General features: G+C 77.5%; 2 protein-coding genes (1 of these 2 cut by a window edge). Both read right to left on the reverse strand.

Annotated elements, in window-relative coordinates; all coding sequences use genetic code 11:
• Positions 1-4282 carry the beginning of an SDR family NAD(P)-dependent oxidoreductase gene (locus tag ACRAKJ_RS27745; protein WP_438923686.1) on the reverse strand. Its footprint begins 16706 nt before the window's first position, so 4282 of the gene's 20988 nt are visible here — the first part of the coding sequence; the start codon lies at positions 4280-4282; its stop codon lies off the left edge, out of view.
• A complete protein-coding gene (locus ACRAKJ_RS27750) occupies positions 4282-17220 on the reverse strand; it encodes an amino acid adenylation domain-containing protein (RefSeq protein WP_447008726.1) in 12939 nt (4312 codons plus the stop codon). Before ACRAKJ_RS27750 ends, ACRAKJ_RS27745 begins: the two co-directional genes overlap by 1 nt.
• Positions 17221-17232 lie beyond the last annotated feature (12 nt).

Consider the following 17232-nt stretch of genomic DNA (forward strand, 5'->3'; position numbering starts at 1 on the left):
CCGGCAGCGGCGCGTCGAGGACGTCGTCGCAGCGGCGGGCCAGTTCCCGCAGCATCGGCAGGTCGAAACCCAAGTCGGTCAGCGGCTCCGCCGGGTCGACCCGGTCCGCGGGCACGTCGAGCAGCGCCGCGACCTGCTCCAGCAGCACGGCGAGCACGTGGTCCGCGCCCGGCCGTCGCGGTTCCCGGTCCAGCACCCCGAGCAGGTCTTCGGCACGGCGGCGCAGCGCCTCGTCGTCCCGCGCGGACAGCACGAACAGGCGGGTGGCGGCGACGTCCGGCGCGGCGACCGTCCGGGGCGGTTCCTCCACGACGAGGTGGCCGTTCGCGCCGCCCGCGCCGAACGCGCTCACCCCGGCGCGCAGGACGTCGCCGCCCACCGGCAGCCAGGGGCGCGCGTCCCGCTGCACCGCGAACGGCGAGCCGTCCAGCCGCAGGTGCGGGTTCAGCTCCTCCGCGTGCAGGGAGGGCACGAGGGTGCGGTGCCTCATCTGGAGCAGCACCTTGGTGAGCCCGGCGACGCCGGCCGCCGCCTCCAGGTGGCCGATGTTGGACTTGACCGAGCCGATCGCCACCGAGCCCGCCGGCAGGTCGGCCCCGAACGCGGCGCGCAGCCCGTCGAGTTCGATCGGGTCGCCCAGGGACGTGCCGGTGCCGTGCGCCTCGACGTAGCCGACGGTTCCCGGGTCCACACCCGCGCCGGTCATCGCGCGGCGGATCAGGGAGGTCTGCGCGGTGGGGCTGGGCACGGTGAACCCGCCGGTGTGGCCGGTGTGGTTGAGCGACGTGCCGCGGATGACGCCGTGCACGTGGTCGCCGTCGGCCAGCGCCCGGGACAAGGGCTTGAGCAGCACCACGCCCACGCCCTCGCCCGGCACGTACCCCGCCGCGCCCGCGCCGAAGCTGCGGCACCGACCGTCCGGGGACAGGAACTGGCCCTGGGAGAGCTGGAGGTACTTCTGCGGGTGCACGGAGGTGTTGACCCCGCCCGCGAGGGCCAGGTCGCACTCGCCGCGCCGGATCGCCTGCACGGCCAGGTGCACGGCGGTCAGCGACGACGAGCACGCGGTGTCCACGGACAGGCTGGGGCCGGTCAGGTCGAGCACGTGGGAGACCCGGTTGGCGACGGAGGCGTGCATGGCGACGGGCGCGACCCCGGCGTCCTGGTAGAGCTGGTAGTGGCTCCACGTGACCCCGGCGAACACGCCGACGTCGTGACCGGCCAGCACCCGGCCCGCGTCCTCCACCGCCTGCCAGCAGGTCGTGAGGAACAGGCGCTCCTGCGGGTCCATCCGCTCGGCGTCGCGCCGGGAGATGCCGAAGAACGCGTGGTCGAACCGGTCGACGCCGTCCAGGAAACCGCCCCAGCGGCTGTAGGTCCGGCCGTCGACACCGGGGCGCGGGTCGAAGTGGGCGTCGTGGTCCCAGCGCTCGGCGGGCACCTCGACCACGCTGTCCACGCCGTCGAGCAGGTTGCGCCAGAACGCGTCCAGGTCGGGGGCCTGCGGGTAGCGGCCGGCGAGCCCGATCACCGCGATCGCCCCGTCGTCCGCCGTCTCCCGGACCTCCTCCACGCGGCCCGGACCGGCGGACGGCGACCCGGCGGGGGCCTGCTCGACGGAGGGCGACCCGGCGGGGGCCTGCTCGACGGAGGGCGACCCGGCGGCGGGCTGCTCGGTGAGGGGCTGCCTGGCATGGGGCTGGGCGGCATGGGGCTGCCCGGCATGGGGCTGGGCGGCGGGCGGCGGGACGAGGTCGTCGATCCGCGCCGGGTCGCCGTGGACAACGACCGCGACGCCGTCGGGACCGGTCAGCAGGCGGTCCAGCACGGCCAGGCCGTCGGCAGTGGGCATCGGCGCGGTGCCCTGCACGTCCCACACGCGGCGCAGGGCGGTCTCGGGCAGGCGCATCCCGCCCTCGGCCCACATGGGCCACGCGATCGCCACGCTCGTCCCGGCCCGGTCGGACCGCTCGGCCCGGCGGCGGGCGAAGTCCTCCAGCGCGCCGTTGGCGTAGGCGTAGTCGCTCTGCCCGGTGTTGCCGATGGCGGCCGTGAGCGACGACGCCACCGCGAAGAAGTCGAGGGGCGCGTCGCCGATCGCCTCGTCCAGGTGCACGGCCCCGAGCAGCTTCGGCCCGAGCACGGCGCGCAGGTTGTCGGCGGTCTTGCGGACGAACAGGCCGTCACGGGTCACCCCGGCGAGGTGCAGCACGCCGTCCACCCGGCCGAAGCGGGCACGGGCGGCGGCCACGGCCGACGCGGTGGACGCCGCGTCGGTCAGGTCCGCGCCGACGGGCAGCACCCGCGCGCCGAGCGCGGCGAGGCGGTGGGCGCGTTCCACCAAGCGCGGGTCGTCGGCGTCGCGGCCGACCAGGACCAGGCACGCGCCGGGCCGGCGGGCCAGGTGCTCGGCGACCGGTCCGGCGACACCGCCGGCCGCGCCGGTGACCAGGTAGACGCCGCCGGCGGACCGCACCGCCGGCGCCGCGGGTTCCGGCACCACCGGTTCCGGCACCGCCGGCAGGTGGCGGCGCACGGAGCGCACCGCGCCCCGGTACCGGACCTCGGCCTCCGGCGAGCGGTCCCCCGCCTCGGCCAGCACCAGGGCGGCCAGGACATCGGCCGGCACGTCCTCGACCTCGACCGCGCGGCACCGCACGGACGGCGACTCGGCCGCGATCGTGCGCGCCGCGCCGGCCACCGCCGACCCGAGCGAGCCGTCGTGCACGACGTGCACCGCACCGGCCGCGCCGGTCCGCGCGAGCGCTCCCGCCACGTCCCACAGCGCACCGCCGGCCTCGGCCGGGTCCGGGGCGTCCAGGGCGAGCACGAGCACGGTGGCGGACCGGCCGGTGAGCAGGTCCCCGGCGTCCTGGCCGGTCGCGTCGACCAGCGCGCCGCCGTGGCGGCGGCGGAGGGCTGCGGCCAGCGCCTCGCCCCGCGCACCGGGGACGCGCACCACGACCACGTCGCCGACCGGTGCCGGGACCGGGGCGAGCGGCGTCCACACGGGGCGGTAGACGCGGGTGGTGACCTCGCGAACCGGAGCGGGAGCGGAAGCGGAACCGGGAGCGGGAGCGGGCTCGGCGGTCGCCCCGTGGAAGCCGTGCAGGCCGCCCAGGTGCCCGGCCACGCCCTCGATGTCGGTGAACTCGAACAGCAGCGTCGGGTACAGCGTCGTCCCCGCCGCGCGCTCCAGCTCGCGGCCGAGGTCGAGCAGGGCCACCGAGTCCAGGCCCAGGTCGTAGAAGCCGGCGTCGGCGGGCACGTCCGCAGGCACCCGGCCGAGCACACCGCCGACCAGCTCCCGCAGGTGCGCGCGGTGCGCCCGGACGGCCTCCGGGCCGGGCGGCAGGACCCCGCTGCTCCCCGAAGGCGACTCCACGACGGGCGTCTCCAGGACGGGCGACTCCAGGACAGGCGGTTCGGCGCTCGTCCCGCCGTGCAGCAGCCGGGTGATCAGGCCGGGGAACCTGATCCGCTTGCACGTCAGGCCGCGCACCTCCGCGCACAGCAGGCCGTCCTCGTCGTAGAGGCCGTAGCTGTTGGTGATCACGTCACCGGAGTCGGCCAGCACCTCCACCCCGGCCGCGTACAGCCAGGTCCGCCCGCGCAACGGGCGCGGCGCGCGGAAGCCCTCCACGAACATCGGGATGAACGGGTCCCGGGACACCGCCTCGGTCTGCCCGTAGGCGGCGATCGTGGAGGCGTCCATCTTGGCCGGGTGCAGGTGGAACAGCTCCTCGGACCCGGCGGCGGGGTCCAGGTCCAGTTCGGCGAGCAGGTAGCCGTCGCCCACGTGCAGCGTTCCCCGGCACGTCATGGCGGCCCCGTGCCGGATGTCCTCGGCCCGCGCCCGCGCGTACAGCTCGGCCAGCTCGTAGCGCCGCACCGCGCCGGCCCGCAGCGCCGCCGGGTCGATCCGCCCGTCCGCCTCCCGCTCGTCCAGCAGCAGCCGCGCGGTCAGGTTGGTGTGCCACGGGTTGTCCCCGCCCTCCCACCGGCTCGACACGGACACCGCCCGCACGCCGCCCGCGTCCGGCGCGCCCACCAGCACCCGGATCTCCCTGCCCCGGCCGGGTTCGGTCGCGATCGGCTCGGGGAACAGCACGTCCCGCAGGTCGGCACGGGTGTGCGGCAGGCCGGCGCCGGCGAGCACCCGGTGCACGGCGTCGAGCAGCGTCACGCCGGGCATGACGGACACGCCGTGCACCCGGTGGTTGTCCATCACGAAGTCGTCGTGGGCCAACTGGATGCGGCAGTCGATGGCGCCGTCGTGCATCACGGGGTCCTTTCGCCTTGCTCGCCGGTGCTGTGCTCACTCGTGAAGCGCAGGGTCGCCAGGGACGTCACCAGCCGGGGCGGTGACGGCGGTGGTGACACCGGCTGCGGTGACACCGGCTGCGGTGACACCGGCTGCGGTGACACCGGTGGAGGTGGTGGCGTGCGGTCGATCCAGTGCCTGCTCCGCCGGAACCCCGGTGGCGGCAGGGGTGCCCGCCGGGGCGTGTGCGGGGGCGGGTTGGAGACGATGGCGTGGGCGTTGGTGCCGCCGAGGCCGAAGGCGCTGACCCCGGCCACCCTGCGCCCGCCCTCCCACGGCGCGGTCGCGGTCGCCGGGCGGAACGGCGAGGAGGCGAAGTCGAACCTGGGGTTGGGCCGCTCGCAGTGCAGCGTGGCGGGCACCACGGCCCGTTCGACCGCGAGCGCGGCCTTCACCAGCCCGGCGATCCCGGCCGCGCTCAGCAGGTGCCCGATGCCGGACTTGACGCTGCCGACCGCGCAGAACCCGGTGCGGTCGGTGTCGGCGCGGAACGCGTCGGTCAGCGCGCGCAGCTCGATCGGGTCGCCGATGCGCGTGGCCGTGCCGTGCGCCTCCACCAGGCCCACGTCCCGCGCGGACACCCCGGCGAGGTCCAGCGCCCGGCGCACCACCGCCGCCTGGGCGGTCGGGTTGGGCGTGGTGAGCCCCATGGTCCGGCCGTCGTTGTTGACGGCCACCGCGTCGATCACCGCGCGCACGCGGTCACCGTCGCGCAGCGCCGCCGCCAGCGGCTTGAGCAGCAGCACCCCGCACCCCTCGCCGGGCACGAAACCGTCGGCGCGCTCGTCGAAGGTGCGGCACCGCCCGCTGGGCGACAGCGCCCGCGCGGCGGTGAACTCCACGTAGGGCTCCTCGTCCAGCAGCACGTCGACCGCGCCGGCCAGCGCCAGCTCCGACTCCCCCGCCAGCAGGCTGCGCACGGCGAGCTGCACCGCGACGAGCGCCGACGAGCAGGCGCTGTCCACCACCAGGTTCGGCCCGTGCAGGTCGAGGTGGTGCGCCAGGTGCGCGGCGATGAAGTTCTGGTCGCCCGAGGGCCCGCCCGCGCCCGTGCGCCTGCGGTAGTTCGACATCCGCGCGCCGACGAACACCCCGACGTCCCGGCCGCGCACCTCGTCGTCGTGGTAGCCGCCGTCGCGCAGCGCGGTCACGGCGTTCTCCAGCAGCAGCCGGATCGCCGGGTCGAGCGCGTCGGCCGAGGCGTCGTCCAGGCCGAAGTAGGCGGCGTCGAACCGGTCGATCCCGTCGACGAACCCGCCCCACCGGCTGATGCTGCTGCCGGGCGCGTGGTCGGTGCGGTGCAGCCCGTCGACGTCCCACCGGTCGGCGGGCACCTCGGTGATCGCGTCCACGCCGTCGACCAGGTTGCGCCAGAACGAGTCCACGTCCGGTGCGCCGGGGAAGGCGCACGCCATGCCGATGACCGCGATGCGGTCGTCCACGACCCGTGCCGGGGCTCCGGCGGCGGGCGCGGGCCCCGGCGCCGGGGGCAGGGGCGTGCCGAGGACGGCGGCGAGCCGGTCGACGGTCGGGTGCTCCAGCACCAGCGAGGGGTCCACCGGCCGGCCGAGCCGGGCCTCCAGGCGCACGACCAGCTCGGCCAGCAGCACCGACTCCAGGCCGAGGTCGGCGAAGGGCGTGGCCGGGTCGATCGCGGACGCGTCCGCGCCCAGCGTCTCGGCCACGACCCGCGTCAGCCAGTCGTGGTCGCCGCCGGGGACGGCCGCGCGCGGGGTGGTCGCGGGGCGGTGCCGCAGCGCGGACACCGGGTCGAACCCGCCGGGGGCGGCGGGCGCGGGCAGCAGCACCGGCCGGGCGGTGGCGACCGCGCGGTCCAGGCAGCGGAGCGCCTCGTCGTCACCGAGGGCGCGCAGGCCGACGGCGGCGCAGGCGGCCTCGCCGGACGCGCCCGAGCCGCTGTCCCGCCACACCGGCCACTGCACCGAGGTGAGGCCGCGCACGCGGGCGACGGCGTCGAGGACCGCGTTGGCCGCCGCGTACCCGGCCACACCCGCGCCGAGCGCGGGCAGGGCGGCCGAGACGGACGAGAACAGCACCGTGTACGCGGGCCGGTCGGGCGCGCAGGCGTCGAGCAGGTCGGTCAGCCCGTCCACCTTGGCGGCGAAGGCCCGGTCGAGGTCCGCCGGGTCCTGCCGGCCCAGGGGCGCGGGCGGGCCGCCGGCGTCCCCGGCGCAGTGCACGACGCCGCCGATGGGCCCGAGTTCGGCTCGCACCGCCGCGACCACCGAGGCGGCGTCGGCCAGTTCACCGGACCACAGCCGCACGGTCGCGCCCGCCGCCTCCATCCCGGTGACGGCCGCGGCGATCCGGGCGTCGCGGGCGGGCAGGCCCGGCGCGTTCCAGCGCTCGCGGTCGGCGACCGGGCGGCGGCCGAGCAGCACGACGCGCCGCGCGCCGCGGCGCACCAGGTGCCGCGCCACCGCGATGCCCAGCCCGCCCGTGCCGCCGACGACCAGGTGCACCCGGTCGGGGTCGGGCACGACCGGGTCACCGGTGTCGGTGACGGGGGTCAGCGCGGGCAGGTGCCTGGTGCCGTTGCGCGCGCAGACCTCGCCCGGGGCGTCGGTGACGACCCACTCGGCGGGCACGTCGCGTTCCGGCGCGTCGGTGTCGAGGGTGGTGGCGAGCACCGCCGGGTGTTCGGCGGTCAGCACCCGGGCGAATCCGGCGACCTCCGCGCCGGCCGCGGTCGGCACCGGTCCGGGCAGGTCGGCGAGGCCCGAGGTCACGTGCAGCACCCGCAGGGCGCCGGTCCGCGACCGCAGCAACGCCTGGAGCAGCGCCACGCGGGCGTGCCTCGGGACCGGCGCGGGGTCGAGGTCGCACAGGTCCAGCACCCCCGCGGCGGCCGGGGCGACGCCGGTGGCGTCCAGACCGGTGGCGTCGGGACCGGTGACGTCGGGACCGGTGACGTCCACGAGGGTCGCGCCGCCGATACCGGCGGCCACGCGCCGCGCGAGGTCCGCGGTGGCCGGGGTGTGCAGGCACAGCACGGTCCCGACGACCGGCGCGGTCGGGGCGACGGCGACGGCCGCCACCCAGGTCCGCTCGTACAGGGGCACCTCGACCGAGGGCGCTCCGGCCGCAGGCGCTCCGGTCACGGGCACTCCGGTCACGGGCACTCCGGTCGAGAGCCCATCGGCCGAGCGCGCATCAGCCGGGCGCACCTCGGCCGAGAACGGCGCAGCCGGGCGCACGTCGGCCGAGAACGGCGCAGCCGGGCGCACGTCGGCCGGGAACGGCGCGGCGGGTCGTGCGGCGACCGGCTCCGCTCGCTCAGGGCGCTCCGCGCGCTCCGAGCGCTCCGGCAGGCGGCACGGGACGCGGTCGAAGACCGTGCCCGGCAGCGCCACCGGGCGGTGGCCCCCGTCGTCCAGCAGGGCGAAGTCCGCGTCCTCACCGGCCGCCCACCGGGCGGCCAGCTCGTCCGCCGGCAGGGCGCGCGGGTCGAGTTCCGGGGTCGTGGCGCGTTCGTCGGCCCGCGCCACCCGGCCCCGGTGCACGGCGGTCGGGTCACCCGCGAGGAACCGCGTCAAGCGCTCGCCCGCCTCGGCCCGGGACGACGCGGCGAACGCCAGCCGCTCCACGCCGTGCTCGCGCCCGACCTGGAGGGTGAAGGCGATGTCGGCGAGGTCGTCGGCGGCGGTCAGGCCGAGCAGGTACGCGCCCGCGTCGCGCGCCGAGGCCAGGCCCGGCGGCAGCTCGCCGCGCGCGATCCGCTCCAGCTCGGCCCGGAGCGCGGCCGGGTCGGCGGCGGGGGTCGCGAGGAGGTGGTCGGCCAGCCGGCGGGCCTGTTCGGCGAGGCCGGTGGCGGTGCGCGCGGACAGCACGACCACGGCGGGCCGCGCGGGTCGCGGCGACCGGGGCGCGGCGACGAACTCCTCCACGACCACGTGCGCGTTCGACCCGCCCGCGCCGAAGGCGCTGATGCCCGCGCGGCGGGGGCCGGACCGGGGCGCGGGCCACGGCGCGGCCTCGCGCTGCACCGCGAGCGGGCTCGCCGCCCAGTCGACCTCGGGGTTGAGGCGCTCGGCGTGCAGCGACGGCACGAGGGTGCGGTGCCGCAGCTGGAGCAGCACCTTGGTCAGGCCGGCGATCCCGGCGGCGGCCTCCAGGTGGCCGATGTTGGACTTCACCGACCCCACCGGGACGGAACCGGGCGCGAGCCCGTCGCCCAGCGCGCGGCCCAGCCCGGCGATCTCGATCGGGTCGCCCAGCGACGTGCCGGTGCCGTGCGCCTCCACGTAGCCGACGGTGTCCGGGGCGATGCCCGCCTCGCGCAGCGCCGACGCCACCACCTCGCCCTGCGCCACCGGGTTGGGCACGGTGTAGCCGGAGGTGTGGCCGCCGTGGTTCACCGCCGTCGCCCGGATCACGCCGTGCACCCGGTCGCCGTCGCGCACCGCGTGCGCGAGCGGCTTGAGCAGCACCGCGCCCACGCCCTCGCCGGGCACGAACCCGTCGCCCTCGGCGGAGAACGCGCGGCACCGCCCGCTGTCGGCGGTCATCCGCATGGCCCGCTGCTGGACGAACTTGTTGGGGTGCAGGGACAGGTTGACGCCACCGGCGACGGCCACCTCGCACTCGCCCCGGCGCAGGCTGTGCACGGCCAGGTGCAGGGCGGTCAGCGACGCCGAGCACATCGTGTCGACGGTCATGCTCGGCCCGGACAGGTCGAACGCGTAGGACACCCGGTTGGCGATGCCGCCCGGCGTGGACCCGGTGTAGGCGGGGTCGCCATCGGCGGAGCGCTCCACGCCCAGGAACGGGTACTCGTTGTGCATCGCGCCCACGAACACCCCGACCCGGCCGCGGTGCCGGTCGCGCAGCCTGCGCGCGGAGTAGCCCGCGTCGTCCAGGGTGAGCCTGGCGACCTCCAGGAACAGGCGTTCCTGCGGGTCGATCAGCGCGGCCTCGCGGGGCGCGATGCCGAACAGCAGCGGGTCGAAGTGGTCCACGTCGGACAGGAAGCCGCCGTGCACGGACCCGGCGGGCCAGTCGGGGCGCGCCCGGTCGGCGGGCAGCGGGGTGACGCGGTCGCGCCCGGCGACCAGGTCGGCCCAGAACGCGTCGAGGTCGTCGGCGCCCGGGTAGCGGCCGGCCAGGCCGATCACGGCGATCGCGCCCGCGTCCGGGAACGCCTCCGGGGACGGCTCCGGGAACGGCTCGGGGGACGGCACGGGTGCGGGTTCCGGCTGCCGGGCGGTCACCCGCGCGCCGGTCCCGGTCAGCCGGGCCGCGACCCCGGCGAGGTCGCGGTGCTCGAAGAACAGCGTGGCCGACGCCGGCCCGAAGCGCTCGCGGACGAACACGGTCATCCGCACCGCCGCGGCCGAGGTCAACCCCAGGTCCGCCAGGGGCGTGCGCGGTCCCACCCGCTCGGGCGGCAACCCGGTGACGTCGGCGAAGGCGGCGCACAGCTCGCGCTCGACGTCGGAGAGGTCCGGGGCGGACGCGGCCGGCAGGCCGCTCCGCGCTCCGACCGCCTCCCCCGGGCCGAACCTGCGGGTGGGCAGCGGGACGTGCCGCGCCGGAACCGTCCACAGGGGACGCCAGTCGACGTCCTCGCCCGCGGCCCAGCGGCGTGCCCGCTCGTCGCGCACCGCGACCGCTCCCCCGGCGGCGACCGCGTCGAGGTCGGCGATCAGCGCGGCGAGGTCGCCGGCGTCGAACGCGGCCCGCACCGGGCGCGCGGCCCGACCGCACTGCGTGGTCCAGGCGACGTCCGCCGGCCGGGGCCGCGCGTCCGCGAGGTGGTCGCGCAGGGCGGCGGCCGAGGACCGCAGCGCGGGCGCGTCGTCGGCCGACAGCAGCACGACGGCGGGACCGGCGGGTTCCGGGCGCGGCGGGACCGGGTCGGGGGCGCGCAGCACGACGTGGGCGTGCGAACCGGTGGCGCCGATCGCCGTGACCAGCGCGCGGCGCGGCCCGCCGGTCCACGGCTCGACGGCGGTGCACGGCCGGACCGGGAGGCCGGTCCAGTCGACCAGCGGGCTGGGCTCGTCCGCGAGCAGGGTCGGCGCGAGTTCGCCGTGCCGCAGTTGCAGCAGCACCTTGGTGAGCTGCGCCAGGCCGGCGGCGGCCTCCAAGTGGCCGGTGTTGGGTTTGACGGTGCCGACGGGCACGGGGTCGCGGCGGTCGGCCAGCAGCGCGCTCAGCGCCTCGACCTCCGCCGCGTCGGCGATCGTCGCGCCGGCCGCCGCGCACTCGACGTAGCCGAGGTCCTCGGGACCGACGCCCGCCGCCTCCAGCGCGGCCGACGCCGAGGCGCGCAACGCCTCCGCGTCGGGCGCGCCGAACCGGCCGCCGCCCGCGTGGCCGAGGGCGCTGCCCTCGACGAGCGCGTGCACGGTGTCGTCCGCCGCGTCGGCGGCGCGGCGCAGCAGCAGCACCCCGGCGCCCTCGCCGGGCGACCAGCCGGGGCCGGCCGCGTCGAACGCGCCCGTGGAGCCCTCTTCGGCGACCAGGCCGAGGTCGGACAGCAGCGCGGCGTGGTAGCCGTGGCCGATCAGGTTCACCCCGGCCACCAGGGCCGCGTCGCACTCCCCCGCCCGCAGCGCGGTCGCGGCGAGGTGCACGGCGGTGAGCGCGGAGGAGCAGGCCGTGTCCACGGCCACGCTCGGGCCGGTGAACCCGAACGCGTGCGAGACGCGGTTCGGCAGGTCGGCGGCCAGGGCGGACAGCACCGCCCGGTCGCCCGCGCGCCACCGGTCCGCGCCGACCTGCTGGTGGTCGTGCCACATGGCGGCGGTGAACACGCCCACCCGGGAGGGCAGCGACGCGGGGGTGTGCCCGGCGTGCTCCAGGCACTGCCAGGCGGTGTGCAGCAGCAGGCGCAGCTGCGGGTCCACCGCGTCGCCGTCGACGGACGGGAACAGCGCGGCGTCGACCGGTTCGACGCCCGGCAGGTAGCCGCCGGGCACGGTGCCGAGCACGTCCCGGCGCGCGGCGGGCGGCGGGGCCACGGCGGTCGCGCCGGACCGCAGCAGCCGCCAGAGGCCGTCCACGTCATCGGCTCCCGGGTAGCGGCCCGCGACACCGATCACGGCGACCTCCGCCGGGACCGCGCGCGGCGCGGGGAGCCTGCCGGCGGCGGCCGTCGCGCGCCCGGCCGGTCCGCCGAGGAAGGCGTGCAGCAGCACGTCGTCCTCGGCGAGGCCGAACTCGCCGCGCACCCGGTCGAAGGCGAGGTCGCCGATCGGGCACAGGCCGAGGCCCGCGTCCGCCTGGCCCAGCATGAGGAGCTGGCCGAGGTAGCCGGCCTCCAGCGACAGGTAGTGCCGCGCGTCCTCGCCGTACAGCGGGGCCACCGACCGCGTGCTGCCGACGAGGTACAGCTCGAAGGCCGCCCGGTCGTGCACGGGCCGGTTGTAGACGAAGTGGACGGACCGGTCGATGGCCGGTTCGGCGGTGACGAGCACGAGGGCGTGCTCGTGCGGGTGGTGGTAGTACAGGCCGGGTTCCGCGCCCGTGACCGCGCCGGACCGCAGCCGCACGTAGACCTGCACGCCGTAGGTGTCGCCCGCGGAGGGGTAGAGCCTGCGGGCGCGGCCGTCGACCTCCGCCTCGCGCAGCAGGGCGAGCAGCGCGCCGAGTTCGGCGACGTCCACCGGCCGGTCGTCGAACTCGCGGGTGCTGGCCCGGCGGCGCACCTCCGCGGCGGTCGGCACGGGCCCCGGCAGCGCGACGCGGCGGGCGTCCGCGCCGAACCGCCGGGTGCCCCACCCGGCGGCCTTGAACGCGGCCCGCTCCTCGGCGGAGAAGAAGTCGACCACCGCCGGCGGGCCGGACTGCGCGGGGTGCTCGGGGTGCGCCGGGTGCGCCGGGTGCGCGGGTGGATCGGCGGGGCGGTCCGCCACCGCCCCGCCGGGTTCGGGGAGACCGCCGGTCAGCTCGGCCACGTGGGCGGCGATGGCGGTCACGGTCGGGTCGTCGAGCAGCACCGCGACCGGGATGCGGCAGCCGTGCGAGCGCTGGAGCGCGCCGGAGACCTGCATCATGGTGAACGAGGTCGCGCCCTGGTCCCAGAGGTCGGTGTCCGGGTCGATCTCGGCCACGCCCAGCAGCGAGGACAGGATGCCGCGCAACTCCTCGGCGATGGTGGACGCGGACGCAGCCGCCACGGCGGGCCCAGCAGGCGCAGCGGACGCAGAAGGCACGGCAGACGCAGCAGGCACGGCAGGCGCAGCAGGCACAGCAGCGGCGGCAGGCACGGCTGTGGCCGGCGCAGCGGCAGCAGGCACAGCTGCGGCCGGCACGGCTGCGGCTGGCGCAGCGAGCGCGGCTGCGGCAGGCACGGCGGCCGGCGCAGCGAGCGCGGCAGTGCCCAGCGCGGCGGCGGCAGGTGCGGCGGGTGCGGCAGCAGCGGGTGCGGCGGCAGCGGGCACAGCCGGGGTGGCGGGCACCGGCCAGGGCAGGGCGTCCCGGTCCAGCTTGCCGTTGGCGGTGGCCGGGAACACGGCCAGCGGCACCACCGCGTTGGGCAGCATGTAGTCGGGCAGCGTGCGGGCGGCGTGCGCGCGCAGCTCGGCGGTCGTCACCGGGCCGCCGGTGGGCACGACGTAGGCCACCAGCCTGCGGTCGCCGCCGGGGTCGGTGCGCGCGAGCACCACGACGTCCTGCACGCCGGGGTGGCCGCGCAGCGCGTGCTCCACCTCGCCCAGCTCGACCCGGAACCCGCGGACCTTGACCTGGCCGTCGGCCCGGCCGAGGAACACCATCACGCCGTCCGGCCGGTACAGCGCCCGGTCGCCGGTGCGGTAGAGCCTGCCGCCGGGTTCGGGCGAGAACGGGTCGGCCACGAACCGGGAGGCGGTCAGGGACGGCATCCCGAGGTAGCCGACCGCCAGGCACTCGCCCGCGATGTAGAGGTCGCCCTCGACGTCGACCGGGCACGGGCGCAACCGCTCGTCCAGCACGTAGTAGCGCGCGTTGTCGATCGGCCGGCCGTACGGGATGCTGCGCCACTCGGGGTCCACCCGGTCGACGCGGTGGAAGTTGGACCAGACCGTGGCCTCGGTCGCGCCGCCGAGGCTGACGACCTCCGCGCCGCGGAACACCCGGCGCAGCTCGTCGGGCAGGCTCAGCGGGGTGTAGTCGCCGCTGAGGAACACCAGCCGCAGCGAGTCGGTGCCGGGGTCGCCGCCGCGCAGGTCCGCCAGCAGCGGCATCACCTGGGCCAGGGTGGTCGGCGCGGAGTTCCAGAAGGTGATCGGCTCGGTGCGCAGCAGGTCCAGCAGCACGACCGGGTCGCGCAGCTGCTTCTCGTCGGCGACGTAGACCGACGCGCCGCACCCCAGCAGACCGAACAGGTCGAACACGGACAGGTCGAACCCCAGCGAGGTCACCATCAGGCCGGTGTCGGCCGGGCCGAACGCGAAGGTGCGCCCGCACCAGTTCAGCAGGTTCAGCAGGGCCCGGTGGTCGACCGCGACGCCCTTGGGGGTGCCGGTGCTGCCGGAGGTGAAGATGACGTACGCGAGGTCGTGCTGGTCGGTGACCGGCGTCGGCGGGTGGTCGGCCGGCGCGGTGTCGGCCACGTCCAGCAGGCCGGTGCCGGCGGGCGCCTCCCAGCGCGGGCCGGTGGTCCCGAGCACGACCTCGACGCCGCTGGAGCGCAGCATCGACGCGGCCCGCGCGGCGGGCAGGGCCGGGTCCACGGGCACGTAGCAGCCGCCCGCCTTGAGCACGCCGAGCACGGCGGCGACCAGGTCGGGTCCCCGGGACAGCGACACCGCGACCGCCGTGCCCCGGCGCACGCCCTTCGCCCGCAGGGCGTGCGCGATCCCGTTGGCGCGGCGGTCCAGCTCGCGGTAGGTGGTGGTGCCGGTGCGGTGGCGCACGGCGACGGCGTCCGGGGTGCGGCGGGCCTGGTCCTCGACCAGCACGTGCGCGGGCCGGTCGACGGGGAACGGCGCGGCCGTGTCGTTCCAGGCGTCCAGGTCGGGCGCGGCGGGGCCCGTCACGCCCTCGGCGCGGGCGTCCCAGCCGGTGCCCTCCGCGAGCGCGGCCAGCAGCGCGGTGAACCGCTCGAACGCGGCCTCGACCGCGCCGGGCGCGAAGTCGTCGGGCACGGCGTCCCACCAGCAGGACAGGACGTCGCCCTCGGCCATCGGGATGCAGTCCAGCGACACGTCGGGCGTCGCGGTGCGCCACGGGGCGGTGCGCGTGCCGGGCGGGAGCGCCGCGTCGCCCATCTCCAGCAGGCCGGTCCACACGACCGGGAAGCCGGAGCCGGTGGTGTCGCGCTGCCGCAGCACCTTGCGGCGCAGTTCGCCCAGGCCGCCGACGGCCGACGCGGCCAGGTCGGCGGCGAGCAGGGCGTGGTTGTCGGCGGCGCGCTCGGCCACCGTCCGCCCCGCCGGGCCGCGGGCGAGCCAGCTCAGCACGGTGTGCTCGCCGGGCCGCAGCGCCTCGGTCCCCGCGGTCCAGCGCACCACGGGCACGGCGAAGTCGCGGTCGACGCCCGGTTCCAGGGCGGTCAGCAGCGCGGCGACCAGCACGGCGTCCGGGTGCAGGCCGCGCGCGTCGATCTCGGCGCGCAGCGCCGCCCACCCGGTGAGCCGGGACGACAGCCGGGTGCGCCGCCGCCCGGCGGCGGGGGTCACCGGGGGTCCGGCGGGCAGGTCGGCGAGGCGGTCCCGCCAGTGCGCGGACGCGGCGGCGACCTCCGCCGGGGACGGTGTCGGCGGCACGTGGTCGGCGGGCTCGGGCAGGTACCGGGCGTCCGCGCCGGCCGTGCGGGCGACCAGTTCGCGCAGCACCAGGTGGATGCTGCGGCCGTCGAGGACGATCAGGTCCACCGCGGCGTGCAGGGTGGCGGAGCCGTCGGGGCGGCGCACAACGCGCAGCTCGCACTGCGGCCAGCGGCCCAGCGGGAACGCGGCGCCGACCATGTCGGCGGCGGTGCGCTCGGCGAACGCGTCGGCGTCCTCGTCGGCGGGCAGGTCGACCACGGCGACGTGCGCCCGACCGGGCCCCTGCGGCAGCACGACCAGGTCGCCCTCGTGGGAGGCGCAGGAGCGCAGCGCGTCGTGCCGGTCGACGAGCCTGGTCCACTCGCGGGCCAGCGCGTCGACGTCCAGGTGGTCGAACTCGAAGCCGTGGTGGACCTGGCAGCCGTCGTCGTCGGTGCGCTCGGCGACGCGCGCCACCCAGTACGCCTGCTGCAACTCGTTGAGCGGGCGGCGGACCGGGGCGGCGTCGGGCGTGGCCAGCACGTCCAGCGCGGTGGCGAAGCGGGCGGACAGCACCTCGGGGTCGCCGGTGGCGAACCGGTCCGCGGCCACGTCCCAGCGCCACGCCAGACCGCCGCGCCAGGACCACACCTGGCAGTCGAGGGCCACGCCCGACGTGCGGCTGGAACCGTGCACCACCGCGTCGGCGAAACCGCCGTCCTCGCCCTCGTGCGCGGCGTCCAGCAGGCTGGTGAAGACCACCGGCAGGTCGGGGGCGGGTCCGCGCCCGCGCAGCGCCCGCAGGGCGGTGACGCCCGAGGTGCCGATGTGGTCGAGGTCGCGCCACAGCAGGTCGTGCACCTCGCGGGCGGCGTCGTCGAACGGCCGGGCCGTCGTGGCCGGCGCGGCGAACACCGCGGTCGAGGTGAAGGCGCCGACCACGCGGTCGGCGGTGGCGGGCAGGCGGGTGCGGTCGCTGGTGGTGAGCACGACCGCGCAGGGCTCGGGCGGGCCCGGCCGGGCCAGCGACTCGGTGAACGCGGTCAGCAGCAGGGCGGTCGGCGAGACGCCGAGCCGGTCGGCGCGGGCGCGCAGGGCCGCCCACCGCCCCGGGTCGAGTTCGCCGCCGAACTGCGCGCGCCGCCCCGACGACCCGGCCGCGGGCCGGAGCCGCACCGGGGCGGGCGGCAGCGGGTCGAGCCGGGCGGTCCAGTGGGCCAGGTCGGCCTCGCGGGCGGCCGGGTCGCGTTCGGCGGCGAGGAGCAGGGCGCAGTCGCGCAGCGACAGGGGCGCGGTGGGCGGCACGTGCGCCGGGTCGGTGTAGAGGCGGTGCCAGTCGGCGAGCAGCACGGCCAGGCCGCGGCCGTCGACCGCGAGGCCGTCGAGGGCGAGGTGCACCACGGCGGTGTCGTCGGCGTCGAGGGAGATCTCCACCGCCGCGAGGGGTTCGCCGAACCCCGGGACGCCCCGCTCCAGGCGGTCGCGCACCGCGCGCACGTGGGCGGCGAAGGCGTCCGGGGTCGCGTCGCGCCGGTCGTGCACCGGCACGGGGGGCGCGGCGAGGTCGGGCAGGACCCGTTGGGTCCCGGTCTCGGAGACGACCAGCCGCAGCGCGTCGTGGTGCGCGACGAGCCGGTGCCACGCGGCGACCAGCCGGTCGCAGTCGGCGTCGGGGACGGTGAACTCGCGGTGGACGCGGCAGCCGACCGGGTCGTCGGTCAGCTCCGGGTCGCGGCCGACGACGTACGCCTGCTGGAGGGGGCTGAGGGGGAACGGGTCCGCGGCGTCGCCGGCGGGGGCCGTCGCCGGGGCGGTCGCGGCGCCACCGTCGGCGCGGTCCGCGAGTGCCCGGTCCGCGAGCACCCGGTCGGCCGGCGCCCGGCCTTCCGGCGCCCGGCCTTCCAGCGCCCGGTCCACCAGGGCGGTGGAGTCGGCGCCGGCCAACCACTGCACCGGCACGTCGACGCCGAGCCGGCGACGCAGTTCGAGCACCACGCGGGTGGCCGCGATGGAATCGAGCCCGCATTCCCGGAGGGTTCTCCCGGGAATCGGGTCGGCGGCGGGGAGCACTTCGGCGAGAATTGCCGAGACAACCGAAAGGACATTCTCGCGGTTTGCCGCAAGCGTCGATTCCACGGCTACCTCCGGATATGTCGACCAAGTGGAGGGTAACAACCGCCGCCGTGGATTCCTGCTCACAACTGAGCATGC

The organism is Saccharothrix sp. DSM 118769, assembly GCF_052936295.1.